The organism is Pseudomonas caspiana (genome assembly GCF_040224095.2).
Lineage (GTDB): Bacteria > Pseudomonadota > Gammaproteobacteria > Pseudomonadales > Pseudomonadaceae > Aquipseudomonas > Aquipseudomonas caspiana.
Genome location: NZ_CP167995.1, coordinates 5,957,317 through 5,970,000 on the forward strand (window position 1 = coordinate 5,957,317; position 12,684 = coordinate 5,970,000).

9 protein-coding genes, 3 rRNA genes and 1 pseudogene (1 of these 13 only partly in view) are annotated in these 12,684 nt (G+C 55.9%); 9 read left to right on the forward strand and 4 right to left on the reverse strand.

The features are described from left to right. Positions 1 to 236: 236 nt before the first annotated feature. Together ABRP31_RS26850 and ABRP31_RS26855 are read left to right on the forward strand one after the other, a co-directional pair. A pseudogene (locus tag ABRP31_RS26850) lies at positions 237 to 1,343 on the forward strand (FIST signal transduction protein); the annotation flags it as partial. A 462-nt stretch (positions 1,344 to 1,805) separates the two neighbouring features. Next, entirely contained in the window at positions 1,806 to 2,255 is a 450-nt protein-coding gene (locus ABRP31_RS26855; RefSeq protein WP_372489480.1) for a methyl-accepting chemotaxis protein, read from the forward strand. 112 nt (positions 2,256 to 2,367) lie between these two features. Here ABRP31_RS26855 and ABRP31_RS26860 read toward each other — a convergent pair whose 3' ends face one another. Continuing rightward, complete coding sequence (locus ABRP31_RS26860) at positions 2,368 to 3,855, reverse strand: YdgA family protein (protein ID WP_349971223.1); 1,488 nt, start codon at positions 3,853 to 3,855, stop codon at positions 2,368 to 2,370. Between the two features lie 317 nt (positions 3,856 to 4,172). Between ABRP31_RS26860 and ABRP31_RS26865 the strand changes: the two genes are divergently transcribed. The 7 genes from ABRP31_RS26865 (at position 4,173) to ABRP31_RS26895 (ending at position 11,533) form a co-directional block, all read left to right on the forward strand. Continuing rightward, complete coding sequence (locus ABRP31_RS26865) at positions 4,173 to 4,865, forward strand: HAD-IA family hydrolase (RefSeq protein WP_087272022.1); 693 nt, start codon at positions 4,173 to 4,175, stop codon at positions 4,863 to 4,865. Positions 4,866 to 5,148: 283 nt separating this feature from the next. Continuing rightward, entirely contained in the window at positions 5,149 to 5,652 is a 504-nt protein-coding gene (locus tag ABRP31_RS26870) for a sigma-70 family RNA polymerase sigma factor (protein WP_087272025.1), read from the forward strand. After that, on the forward strand, positions 5,652 to 6,617 hold the full coding sequence (locus ABRP31_RS26875) for a FecR family protein (RefSeq protein WP_349971224.1): 966 nt from the start codon (positions 5,652 to 5,654) through the stop codon (positions 6,615 to 6,617). Before ABRP31_RS26870 ends, ABRP31_RS26875 begins: the two co-directional genes overlap by 1 nt. A gap of 96 nt (positions 6,618 to 6,713) precedes the next feature. Further along, positions 6,714 to 9,164 (forward strand): TonB-dependent receptor, encoded by a 2,451-nt coding sequence (locus ABRP31_RS26880; RefSeq protein WP_349971225.1) that lies wholly within the window; start codon positions 6,714 to 6,716, stop codon positions 9,162 to 9,164. A 94-nt stretch (positions 9,165 to 9,258) separates the two neighbouring features. Continuing rightward, positions 9,259 to 9,393, forward strand: coding sequence for a hypothetical protein (locus ABRP31_RS26885; protein ID WP_349971226.1), 135 nt, complete (start codon positions 9,259 to 9,261; stop codon positions 9,391 to 9,393). Between the two features lie 135 nt (positions 9,394 to 9,528). After that, entirely contained in the window at positions 9,529 to 10,710 is a 1,182-nt protein-coding gene (locus tag ABRP31_RS26890; RefSeq protein WP_349971227.1) for an MFS transporter, read from the forward strand. Between the two features lie 85 nt (positions 10,711 to 10,795). Then, positions 10,796 to 11,533 (forward strand): GntR family transcriptional regulator, encoded by a 738-nt coding sequence (locus ABRP31_RS26895; RefSeq protein WP_349971228.1) that lies wholly within the window; start codon positions 10,796 to 10,798, stop codon positions 11,531 to 11,533. A 187-nt stretch (positions 11,534 to 11,720) separates the two neighbouring features. On the opposite strand, the gene rrf (ABRP31_RS26900) is transcribed toward ABRP31_RS26895, so the two are convergent. From rrf (ABRP31_RS26900) to ABRP31_RS26910, 3 genes are all read right to left on the reverse strand, one after another. After that, positions 11,721 to 11,836, reverse strand: a 5S ribosomal RNA gene (gene rrf / locus ABRP31_RS26900). A gap of 108 nt (positions 11,837 to 11,944) precedes the next feature. After that, a 5S ribosomal RNA gene (gene rrf, locus ABRP31_RS26905) occupies positions 11,945 to 12,060 on the reverse strand. Between the two features lie 169 nt (positions 12,061 to 12,229). Then, positions 12,230 to 12,684: ribosomal RNA gene (locus ABRP31_RS26910) — 23S ribosomal RNA — on the reverse strand (it continues 2,439 nt past the right edge of the window).

Genomic DNA, 12,684 nt, shown 5'->3' on the forward strand with positions numbered 1-12,684 from the left:
GCCAGCAGGTGAGGTTCGTCGGGTAAATCAGCAGAACTCTCGAGGCAGGCTATCGTTTCCCTGGGAACGTTAAGGCAAAACGCCATGTCTGTTTCTGCCTAGAATCGGCCGTCAGACCGATGACGTACCCACGTGTGTCGATGCAAAAAAACAATCATTGCAACCCTACGCTGAATCGATACAGCGCCGATGTCCCGTGACCAGACTTTGTCCTTTTAAATCTTGAGTGTTCTGCCATGAGCTTTTTTTCTCGACTCCGGGGCACATCTGCCAGATCCGGCGGTGTTCTAAACCTGATCACTTCGGCCAGAAGCCTGAGTGAGCAACTTGCATCCGTGAGTTTCGAGCCTGTTTACCTGACGGGATTCGTTTCACCCCACATCGATATTGATCAGATTGCCCGCAGCATCAGTGCGCGCTTTCCCAACACAGCCATCAGCTTGTGCACCACTTCTGGCGAGTTGTCTTCAAAGAATGACGCGCTGTATTGCGCAACCGGTGATCAGTGGGATCGCGTAGTGCTGGCGTTGTTTGACTCGAGCGTTATTCAGTCAGCCGAAATCGTGCACATCCCCCTGCACAGCGAAGACATCCGCACCCCTGGCAAGCGCATGTCTATGCGCGAGCGTATTGCACGGCTGACGGACTCAATCAAACGCACGACGATCAATACGCCTATCGACCACCGCGATACGCTCGCGTACGTCACCTTTGACGGGTTATCAGCCTCTGAATCGTTCTTCATGGAAGCGCTGTATGAATCAGGCCGCTTTCCGTGCCTGTTCGTCGGAGGTTCGGCTGGCGGCAAAGGCGACTTCAAGAAAACGGTCATTCATGACGGCAAGCGCAGTTATGTGAATCACGCCCAAGTGGTGTTTCTCAAAAGCGCCAGAAACGTACGTTTCGGGGTATTCAAAAGCCAGAACTTTGAACCAACGCTATTCAGCATGAGCGTACTGACGGCCTCGCTGGAAGAGCGTTACATCAGCCAGGTGGTGACCTCCGGCGGACAGATCACCAGCATGGTCTCGGCACTGTGCGAAATCCTGAAGTGCGAACCGGGCCAACTGGAAGCTCAGCTTGCCCAGTACTCATTCGCCATACGCGTTGGCGAAGAGTTGTTTGTTCGCTCAATTGCGCAAATCGACTATGCAAACGAGCGAGTCCACCTGTTCTGTGACGTCGCGCCAGGCGAGGAGTTGGTCATGGTTAGGCGTACCTCCATGGTGGATGCCACGCGCAAAGACTTTGATCGTTTCCTGCAAGGCAAATCAGGAAAGCCCTTGGTTGGCCTGCTGAGCGACTGCATCCTGCGACGCTTGAATAACGGCAACGAATTGAGCCGCATGAACGGTGTGTTTGGTGACACCCCTGTGGTGGGTTTCTCCACATTTGGGGAAATCCTCGGCTTGAACCTCAATCAGACGCTAACGGCGGTGTTCTTTTTCCGCGTCGCGGACAATCAGGTTTTTCGCGACGATTACATTGATAACTTTATTGCCTACTACGGCGAGTTCAAGGCGTTTTTCCTGCGTCGACAAATCAAGAAGCTCGCGGGCTTGAGCCAGGTGGTCGTCAAGCAGATCGACCAGTTCAAGGTTCGCAATTTCAAAAGTGCGATTGATGCCGATGGCCTGGATGAACACATACAGCCAGTGTTCAACGGTCTGAGCGATCTGGGTGAAGTGCTGGTCAAAGCGCATCACGACCAGGAGGAAATCTCGACCCAGCTGCGGCACTACTCCGGCGAGTTGCATGTATCAATGGACGAACTGGGCCAAACCATTTCCACCCAGGAAAAGGCCATGGACAGAGCCAGTCACACGGTCAAGAACCTCACGAGCCAGGCAGACGAAGTGGTGCTTAGCTCTCGTGAGCTGGCCAAGTCGAGCCTGAGGATTCAGTCCATTGTGCAAATGATTCAGCAAATCGCAGGGCAAACCAACCTGCTGGCACTCAACGCAGCTATCGAAGCTGCGCGAGCGGGTGAAATGGGACGTGGCTTCGCGGTAGTAGCCGACGAAGTTCGTCAGCTCGCTCAAAAGACGTCGCAGAACGCCAGCGAGATAGGCACAGACATCGATCGTCTCGCCGAAGAGATCCGCAAGGTGGCGCAGCATATTGAACATCAGTCTTCGGAAGTGGGAACACTTAACGGGTTGCTGGCCGAGTTGGAGGGCTCGAGTGCGCTCACCGCCGGCACATCGCAGCGTACTCGTGAACTGGCGGATACGCTGGTGGGGTTGACGCAGTAGCTGCGCCGCGCAAACAGAACCTGCAGGAGCCAACTTGTTGGCGAGACGGCAAGCGTGACGCCCCTCGCCGACAAGTCAGCACCTACAAATGCTTTACTCGGGAGAGAAAGGCTTACTTCATCCGCATCCCAATGACTTTGCTCATGATCAGGGCAATAAATTGCTCCGGGGTCATTTTCTGGCCGTTGAAATCGACGATGTTGTTGGCGTATTGCAGGTTGGAGACGATGTTGTCGCCATCAACCTTGGCCACTTGCATCATCACCGCCATGGCACCCGCCATATCGCCAGCTGCTTTGGCTTGCTCGGCGATCGCAGCTGGGTCGGTCTGCCCAGCGAGGTTGGCTTGCAGCGTCGCCAGGTCACTGATCATCGGCTTGGACAGCACCAGTCGCGCTTCCAGTTGAGCGATGGCGTTGCGGAAACGATCTGGCGATGGCTGTTCGGTTGAGCCGGTGTCAGTCAAATCCACAGCAACGCGCAAATGGCTTTCACCGTTGGCCGTCTTGAGCGCGAGCCTTTCAAGCTCGACGTGCGGTTTGGCGGCCAGCAATTTGATGATTTGCGTATCGATCAATTGTTGGTCTGCCGGGCTGAGTTGCAGCACCAGCTTCTCACCGGCAGCATTGGCGGCCTGTTGTTGCGGCAGAATTTTTGTCTGATACAGGTCGTACAGCGCCTGTGAAGCCGCGACATCGAAGTTGCTGATCTTGAACGCGGACTGCAACGCGCCTACGTCCTTGCCGTTGTAGCTGATCATGCCGACGTTGTAGCTCATCTGCGCAGCAAGATTGCCGCCCTCTTCCTGAGTCAGACTGGTGCCGGTCACGTCTTTGAGCGCGATGGGAGCCTGCCCTGCAACCTGTGCCACGAAGCTATCGGCTTTCAAGTTGTTGTGGCCCAGATAGAACCCGGATTTGCCTTTGGTGCCGCCCATGTCCAGGGTGACCCCTTTAGCACCCAGCGCGACCTCACCTTCTTCGGAGGTGACGTTCAGCTGGAAATTGTCCATCTTGCCAAGCACTTTGATCTTCTCGGCATCAGCGCTGGCTTCGGTATCCAGGCGCAGGCCTGAAAAGGTGAACGTACCGTCGGTGTCCTTCAACTCCAGCGGAGCCAACAACAGCGCGCCAGTAGCAGCGCGGTCATAACCGACGCTGGCGTGGCCGGTGACCGGACTGGCGCCATTGCTCATGGCGAACCACTTCGTCGCGCTTGGGCTTTGCTCCATTTCAAAGTTGCTCTGCGCCATGACCGGCAGCAACTTGAAGCTCTTCAGACGAGAGAGCGGCAGTGGACCATGTTCGATATTGTCGACAAACAGGAACTCGGCATTTTTCCCTTCAGTAGTGAGGTTCTCATCGTGAACGAGTACACGGTAGTGAGCCGTGCTGCTGAACAGGTGCCGATCAATTGACAGCATTTCCAGCGTGATACTGCTACCGGAGCCTTTGAGGGATTTGGCCAGTTCCTGGTTACCCTGTTCGATCGAATCACGCAGTACGCCTTCGATTCGGGTGCCCGTGTACCACGCACCGGCGGTGGCCAGCGCTCCCACAACAACGATGACGCCAGCTACGATGCCTACTGATTTATTCATGTTTTGACTCGAAGAGATCCGTTTCTGGTAATTGGAAAAAATCTTCCCTGAACCCTCTGCGGGTTTTCGGCAACCTGATTACAGGCCGACCAAAGCAGCACAATGCAAGGGCGAAAAGTTGCGAGAGGTTATCACCGCCATCTCCTCATGACCCAGCGCTGTTGCTGTTTTGCGTGTACGAATGCTCCTTTTCTACCGCTGTTGGGCAGCGTTCTCGCTGTTTGGTTGCAAACTGCCTGCATTCAGGTGCGGGGTAGCAATAGTCTTGCTCAAGACGTTAGGCTGGGACCCGGTTTGAAATAACAGGATCCGAGACGATGACTGAGCAGCAAAGTGAGCGAGGCCCAATCAAGGCCGTGATTTTCGACATGGACGGCTTGTTGCTGGACACCGAGGGGGTCTACACCGAAGTCACCCATTTGATCGCCAGCCGATACGGCCGCACATTTGACTGGGCCGTCAAACAGCACACCATCGGCCGCGGCGCGCAGGACTTCGCCAGTTACGTGATCCAGGCGCTGGAGCTGCCGCTCTCAGTGGACGAGTTCCTCGAAATCCGCGCCCCGATGCTGGACGAACGTTTCCCTAAAGCACCCGCAATGCATGGCGCTGAAGCCTTGGTGCGGCATCTGGCGGAAAACAATATTCCCATCGCGGTCGGCACCAGTTCCTCGATTCATTATTTCCACGCCAAGACCGAGATGCACCGCAGCTGGTTCGAACTGTTCGAAACCGTGGTGACTGCAGATGATCCGGAAGTCGGAGCGGCCAAACCTGCGCCGGATATTTTCCTGGTCGCCGCTAGCCGTCTGGGTGTTGCGCCGGCCGACTGCCTGGTGTTCGAAGACTCGCCCTTCGGCGTTACGGCTGCCAAGGCTGCTGGCATGTACGCCGTGGCCGTGCCCGACTCGCACATGCCGCTGGAGCAGTACGAGCACGCGGATCTGATTCTGAAATCGCTGGCTGACTTCCCGCTGCAAAACTGGGGCTTGCCGGGAATGAAAGGCTAGCGCTCACGTCAATCTGTAGGCGCCGGGCTTGCTCACTAAGAACGATTACGCGGTGTTAGTGATCGGTTGAATCGGGGCACCTGATTCGCAGCAAGCACGGCACGCAGAACTCACGCTCGGCAGACAAAAACAGTATTCCGACTGACAAAGTGGCGAGTGGGTTGATCAGTACCTGCGCGCCCACGCTTTCAAAAATTGCCACCTCTGACTGAACGCGGATATAATTGCGATCAATTCTTAATTACATCTGGCATGAATGCCGTACGCGCTCCAGTGGTTATCTATGTCGTCCGCTGATCAATCACTCAATCTGGAAATCCACAACCTTTACTGTGACCATCACGGCTGGTTGCAGGGTTGGCTCGTCCGCAAGCTGGGCAACGCCAGCGACGCGGCCGATCTGGCACACGATACTTTTTTACGTCTGCTCACACGGCAGGCTCGTTGTATCGGCAGTGAACCACGGGCCCTGCTGACACATATAGCCAAGGGTCTGGTGATTGATCGCTGGCGGCGTCAGGACGTCGAGCGTGCCTACCTCGAAACGATCGCTCACTTGCCCGAGCCGGAAGTGCCCTCGCCTGAAACCCGACTGCTGATTCTCGAGGCGCTGTACCGTATCGAGGCCATGCTCAGAGAGCTGCCGGAAAAACCCCGCCAGGCATTTCTCATGTCCCAGCTGGACGGGCTCACCTACGCGCAAATTGCCCAAGAGCTGGGCGTGTCGCTGATCAGCGTCAAACGCTATATGCGTGAAGCATTTCTCGCCTGCCTGAGTGTGGCCTGATGAACCAGCCCATTGATCCGCAGATTCTTGGCGAGGCCGCGGACTGGCTGGTACAGCTGCACTCGGGAGCGGCGACCGATGAGGATCATCGAGCCATACAGAGCTGGCGCAGCCGCAGTATTCAACATGCGCAGGCATGGCAGCGAGCTGAGTCCATACTTGGCGATTTTCGTTCAGTGCCAGGTTCGATTGCTACGCAGACGCTGCAGCAGGTCGGCCGCAACAAAGGTATCGGTCGTCGTCAGGCATTGACCCGTCTGGGCTTGTTGCTGCTCGCCGGGCCCACTGCGTGGCTGTCCTATCAGCGCTTGCCATGGCAGCAATGGACAGCCGATCAACACACCGCTATCGGCGAGCAGCGCAAGCTGACATTGCCTGATGGGACTCACCTGGTCATCAACACCGCCAGTTCGATAAACATCGCCTTCAGTGAGGGCGAGCGCCGCATTGAGCTGATCAAGGGAGAGGTGCTGATCACCACAGCAAAAGATCCATCTGCCCATTATCGGCCATTTATCGTCAGGACCCCGCACGGCAACGCGCGAGCTCTTGGAACGAAATTCAGCGTAAGGCTGGATGAACAATTGAGCCGCGTTGCAGTGCTGGAAGGTGCAGTCGAAATGCAGCCCGTCCACTCGGTAAACAAACGCGTGCTCCAGGCGGGCGAACAAAGCGCTTTCAGTGACTACTCACTGATGCCGGTGAACAGCGTGGATGCCAGTGCATTGACTTGGGAAAACGGCATGCTGGTGGCCAAGGACATGCGGCTGGATGATTTACTCGCTGAATTGGGGCGTTATCGACCAGGCATGCTGCGCTGCCACTCCGCAGTTGCCGAGCTAAAGGTCTCCGGCGCATTTTCTCTGCGCGACACCGACGCAAGCCTGCGTTTATTGAACGACACGCTGCCGATCTCCGTCAGCAACATGACCCGTTACTGGGTCACGGTTGAGCCTCGCGCGTAGGCGCAAAAAATAATTTCACTTTCGCTGATACCTTTTCTCATGTCGTTCGGTGTGCAGATAACGCCCACATTTTCTCTGCGCCGACAGGTATGCCGCATGACATCCAGGTTGCTCCAGCATTCGCACCACAATCGCCTTTCCCGCTTGCCACTCAAGGCATTGAGCATTGCCATTGCACTGACGGCAGCCCTGCCGCTGCAAAGCACCTTGGCGGCGGACGCGACCACCAGCACCACAGCGCAGGACTACGCCATCGCCCCCGGCCCGCTTGGGCATGTGCTGGCACAATTCGCGGCGCTGGCCGGTGTGCCGCTGTCGTTTGATGCCTCCTTGCTTAACAATCGCCAAAGTAACGGGTTGAAAGGTAGTTACACCGTGCAGGCGGGCTTTGCGCAGTTGCTGGCCGGAACGGGTTACACCTTGTTGAACACCGGCAGCAACGGCTACACCGTTGCGCCGCAGCTCGATGCAGGCGATGCCGTTGAGCTGGGCGCAACCAACGTGGACGGGCAGTCAATCAGTGACAGCGAGGTGTACGCCGGCGGCCAGGTTGGACGTAGCGCTCGGCTAGGTGTGCTGGGCAACCGCGAGATCAAGGACGTGCCGTTCAGCGTCGTGAGTTACACGGCACAAACCATCGCTGATCAACAGGCTAAAACGGTAGGCGATGTGTTGCTCAATGACGCATCGGTCCGGCAATCGGCGGGTTTCGGTAACTTCTCTCAGGTTTTCACTATTCGCGGCTTGCCGCTGCAGACCGACGACATCTCGTTCAACGGTATGTACGGCATTTTGCCTAGACAAATCATCACCACCCAAGCGTTGGAGCGCGTCGAATTATTCAAGGGTCCCAACGCGTTCATCAACGGTGTTTCGCCTTCAGGCAGTGGCATCGGCGGGAGCGTAAACCTGGTGCCCAAGCGGGCAATGGATACGCCAACCCGCAGTGTCACCCTGGACTACACGGGCAAAAGCCAAGTTGGCGGCCATCTCGATCTGGGGCAGCGGTTTGGTGAAGATAATCAGTTGGGCGTCAGAGTCAACCTGGCCCAGCATGAAGGCGATACTGCCATTGACGATGAGTCGCAGCGTTCGTCGCTGATCGCTGTAGCGCTTGATTACCGCGGCGACCGGTTGCGGCTGTCGGCCGATCTTGGCTATCAGAAAGAGCGCATCAACCAAGGGCGCGCGGTGGTATATCCCACTGGCACCTCGGTACCCAAAGCGCCGTCGGCCAGTCATAACTATTCGCAGGACTGGACCTGGTCGCAGCTCGAAGATACGTACGGCATGCTCAATGGCGAGTATGACCTGAATGACAACTGGACGGCGTATGCCGGTGTGGGTGCCAAGCATACTCGCGAAAACGGGGTTTATTCGTCTCTGTATGTCAGCGACAAGTCGGGTACGGCGCGGGGCGGCTTCCTCTACTCGCCCCACGATGAAGACAACGAGAGCGCTATGGCCGGCCTTAACGGGCACTTCACTACAGGCCCTGTCACGCATCAGATGAACTTCGGTTTGTCCGGGATCTGGGGTGAACAGCGCTCGGCTTACGAGGCTTTGTCTGTAGCCAGCCGTTTTCCCGGCAACCTTTATGACCCGGTTCAAGCACCCCGTCCGACGCCGCCGGCCACGTACTTTGGCAGCGACCTTCATGACCCGCGCATCGTTGGCAAGAACCGCATGAAAAGCGCCGCGTTTTCGGACACGCTGGGCTTCATCGATGATCGCATTCTGTTGACGCTTGGCTTGCGCCGCCAAACGATTGAAGTCGATTCCTGGAACACTGCAACTGGGGCGCGCGGAACTCCTTACGACAAATCCATCACAACACCAGTTTATGGCTTGGTACTCAAGCCGTGGGAACACGTTTCCCTTTACGCCAACCGGATCGAAGGCCTTGCACAGGGACCAACTGCGCCACTAACGGATGCAACCAACCCTGGCAAAGTCTTCCCGCCCAAACGCAGCAAGCAAACAGAGGCGGGGGTCAAGCTGGACTGGGACGCCTTTAGCGCGACCTTAGGTGTATATCGAATTGAGCAACCCAATAACACAACGTATCTAAATTCCCTGAGCGTAGATGGCCAGCAGGTCAACAAAGGCGTCGAGCTGAACGTATTCGGCGAGCCTCTCGACGGCCTGCGCCTGCTCGCCGGTGCGACCTGGATGGACACCGAACAAACCAAAACCGCAGGGGGCGCGACTGATGGCAACCGTGCAGCGGGCGTGCCTCGCTTCCAATTTAATCTTGGGGGCGACTGGGATGTGCCAGGCATTCGAGGGGCTGCGCTCAACGCGCGTCTGCTGCGCACGGGCGGGCAGTACATAAACAGCGCCAATACGCTGAGCATCCCGGCGTGGACCCGTGTTGATCTGGGCGCCCGTTACACCTTCACCATGGACGAAAGGGATATTACCCTGCGCGCCAATGTGGAGAACGTGGCAAACAAAGCGTATTGGGCTTCGGCGTCTACCGCCAATAACTATCTGACCCAAGGCACGCCAAGAACTCTCAAGGTATCGGCTACGGTGGATTTCTGATCGCTGGCAAGAGTGGGCTTTTTATTGCCTCTCGCGCCAAAGCTCACTCCAGCGCATTTAATTTTCTGGATTGTATGCATGCTCTGCAGGAGCTATGGAAAGCTACGAAGGCAGTTTCGCTAACGCGCCGCCATTCGCAGCCTTCGGCAGCTCCTACAGACTCTCCCACGGCTGCATCGAAGTCATCACCCCGCCCCTACGCCTCTATCGCGACCGGCACAGTCGCTGACGCCAGCTCACTTTGTATATAAGCTTGCCGAACAACCCGATTGACAGTGTTGAGCAGGATGAGCCTGCCATCCAGCTCAGTTGTCCGGGCTGGCACTGTACGCCATGCCTCACCCCTTCAGGACGTACACTCCGCGTGGCCACGTATTCCCTTGTCATCCGTCGCCTGCTGATCTGCTCGCTGACTATTGTCGTCAGCCGCGCAATCACCAGCCCTTTACTGACGCTATTCCTGAGCAATCGATTGGGGCTGGACCAGCAAGATGTCGGCTTGCTGATGGGCATCGCAGTGTTTCTCGCCACACTGCTTGGGCTGTACGGCGGCTATATCATTGATCGCCTGGACAAGCGCAGGCTGTTGATCATGGCGATGCTTTCAAGCGCCATAGGCTTCACCTTGCTGACCTTTGCCCACAACGTGTATCTGACCACCCTTACGCTGGTGATCACTGAGGCGGCGTCAGCGTTGTTTCTAATCGGCTCCAAAGCAATCATCAGCGAAAACCTGCCCATCGGTATGCGTGCAAAAGTGTTTTCACTGCGCTACACGCTGACCAACATCGGCTACGCCACAGGCCCCATGCTCGGGGTGATCATCGCAGGGTTCCTTCCACTCGCACCGTTCCTTATTGCAAGCGCAATTGCTTTGGGCAGCGTGTTTCTAATGGTAGGTATTGCGCCAGTCAAACCTGTCGATGAGTTAAAGACGCAGAGCTTTCTCAACACGCTTCGAATCCTTAAAAACGACCGCACGTTAATCCTGTTCACCTCCGGTAGCCTGCTCAGTACCATCGTCCATGGTCGCTTCACGCTCTACTTGTCGCAATTTCTGTTGGTTACTCATGCGCAGGAGGATGCGTTGCATATCCTGTCTGCTGTACTGGCCTGCAATGCAGTGACCGTGATCGTCATGCAGTATCAGATTGGCCGCTGGCTAAAGCGTGAACAACTGGCCGGGTGGATTTGCGTGGGGATCGGGTTGTTTGTGCTGGGGCTGATCGGCTTCAGTCTCTCGTACAGCATGCTGACGTGGTGTATCGCTATGTTCATTTTCACGCTCGGTGAAATGATCATATATCCCGCCGAATACCTGTTCGTCGATACAATAGCCCCCGAAGCCTTACGCGGTAGTTACTATGGCGCGCAGAACCTGGCCGCCTTCGGTGGTGCTTTGAGCCCGGTAATTTGCGGCTATCTGCTGATTAATACGCCACCCACCACAATGTTCTATGTACTGGCTGGGCTAGCCGCAGCTGGCGGCGCGCTATGCTTTATAAGTGCGCGCAATAGAACGACAAAACCAGCCGCGGATTGCTGACTTACGTGCTGGCAGTTTGACAACCCATAGCGCAGGACCTAGTGTCCATTGGATCCAATAACAGTACCCATGAAGATAAGTAGCGATGCCCAACTCCGCTAGAGAAAGCCTCCTGCGCGCAATCATAGGCGATGAACAGCCTCCTGCGCATTTGGCCAGGACAGTGATCGAGGAGAAACTACGCAGTGCGATCCTGGATGGTCGATTACCAGCCGGAACCGCACTCCGCCAGCAAGAGCTTGCCACGCTGTTTGGCGTTAGCCGTATGCCTGTACGCGAAGCACTTCGCCAACTTGAAGCTCAGTCATTGCTACGAGTCGAACTTCACAAAGGCGCCGTGGTGGCCCCATTGATCGGCGAGGATGCGGTTGATGCATATGGGCTACGCATCCTTCTTGAGTCAGAAGCACTCCGCCTGTCAGTCCCGCTCCTTGATGCCGAGGACCTGGCAGAAGCACGGTTATGTATTGAAAGACTGGAAGTCGAAACTGACTATTCAGAAATGGGCAGACTCAACCGCATGTTTCACATGGCGCTTTATGCCAAGGTCCCTAATAAACGGTTATCAGCGGCGGTGGAGCAGGGATTGAGTGAGGAAGAGCGCTTCCTTCGCTTCAACCTATCAGCCATGGGTTTGGGGAAGCTTGCTCAGGACGACCATTGGGAGTTACTCAAGCTGGCACGGGACGGGAAGGTCGAGGAGGCTGTGCAAGCTCTGCAACTTCACTTGAACCGAGGGGTAAAGGCTGTCACGCAATATTTGCGCAGCCAGGCCAACGCTCAACCCTTACCCGCACGCAAAGCAAAAACCAAAGTCAGCTAGCGATACCTCGTCCCCTTCCTCCAAGGCAATCAAGCAGATCACACAATACGGTGATTCAGTAGCACCGTGAAATAGCCGGGGTTGCAACCGTGTGGGCGCTGAGCCCCGTGACCGCTAATAATATTTCTGCAGGGCTATAAAGACAAAACCCCCGATCGCGTTAGCGATCGGGGGTTTCGGAATTTAATCTTGACGATGACCTACTCTCACATGGGGAAACCCCACACTACCATCGGCGATACATCGTTTCACTACTGAGTTCGGGATGGGATCAGGTGGTTCCAATGCTCTATGGTCGTCAAGAAATTCTGTAGCTGATTCGTTACTCAAGTAACGCATCGGCGAAATTCTATGGCTTCTACTAAAACAAAACCCCTGAACGCATAAGCGATCAGGGGTTCTGGAATTTAATCTTGACGATGACCTACTCTCACATGGGGAAACCCCACACTACCATCGGCGATACATCGTTTCACTACTGAGTTCGGGATGGGATCAGGTGGTTCCAATGCTCTATGGTCGTCAAGAAATTCGGTTGCCGGCTCGTTGCCCTTGCGGGTGACGCTCCAGCCAATGGGTATGTGATAGATCAGGTTCAGTGTGCGAACAAACTTTCGGTTCGTGTCGTCTTCACAGTCACCGCAATCTGATGCCCTGCTCTTTTTAAGAGAAGGTCGCAGATTGCTTGGGTGTTATATGGTCAAGCCTCACGGGCAATTAGTATGGGTTAGCTCAACGCCTCACAGCGCTTACACACCCCACCTATCAACGTCGTAGTCTTCGACGGCCCTTCAGGGAACTCAAGGTTCCAGTGAGATCTCATCTTGAGGCAAGTTTCCCGCTTAGATGCTTTCAGCGGTTATCTTTTCCGAACATAGCTACCCGGCAATGCCACTGGCGTGACAACCGGAACACCAGAGGTTCGTCCACTCCGGTCCTCTCGTACTAGGAGCAGCCCCTCTCAAATCTCAAACGTCCACGGCAGATAGGGACCGAACTGTCTCACGACGTTCTAAACCCAGCTCGCGTACCACTTTAAATGGCGAACAGCCATACCCTTGGGACCGGCTTCAGCCCCAGGATGTGATGAGCCGACATCGAGGTGCCAAACACCGCCGTCGATATGAACTCTTGGGCGGTATCAGCCTGTT

Bases quoted from the DNA above. Each gene is read 5' to 3' on its own strand.
- ABRP31_RS26885 (WP_349971226.1), top strand. From the start codon at position 9,259: ATGGAAAGCTACGAAGGCAGTTTCGCTAACGCGCCGCCATTCGCAGCC.
- ABRP31_RS26865 (WP_087272022.1), top strand. From the start codon at position 4,173: ATGACTGAGCAGCAAAGTGAGCGAGGCCCAATCAAGGCCGTGATTTTC.
- ABRP31_RS26870 (WP_087272025.1), top strand. From the start codon at position 5,149: ATGTCGTCCGCTGATCAATCACTCAATCTGGAAATCCACAACCTTTAC.
- ABRP31_RS26895 (WP_349971228.1), top strand. From the start codon at position 10,796: ATGCCCAACTCCGCTAGAGAAAGCCTCCTGCGCGCAATCATAGGCGAT.
- ABRP31_RS26860 (WP_349971223.1), bottom strand. From the start codon at position 3,855: ATGAATAAATCAGTAGGCATCGTAGCTGGCGTCATCGTTGTTGTGGGA.
- ABRP31_RS26875 (WP_349971224.1), top strand. From the start codon at position 5,652: ATGAACCAGCCCATTGATCCGCAGATTCTTGGCGAGGCCGCGGACTGG.
- ABRP31_RS26880 (WP_349971225.1), top strand. From the start codon at position 6,714: ATGACATCCAGGTTGCTCCAGCATTCGCACCACAATCGCCTTTCCCGC.
- ABRP31_RS26855 (WP_372489480.1), top strand. From the start codon at position 1,806: ATGGACAGAGCCAGTCACACGGTCAAGAACCTCACGAGCCAGGCAGAC.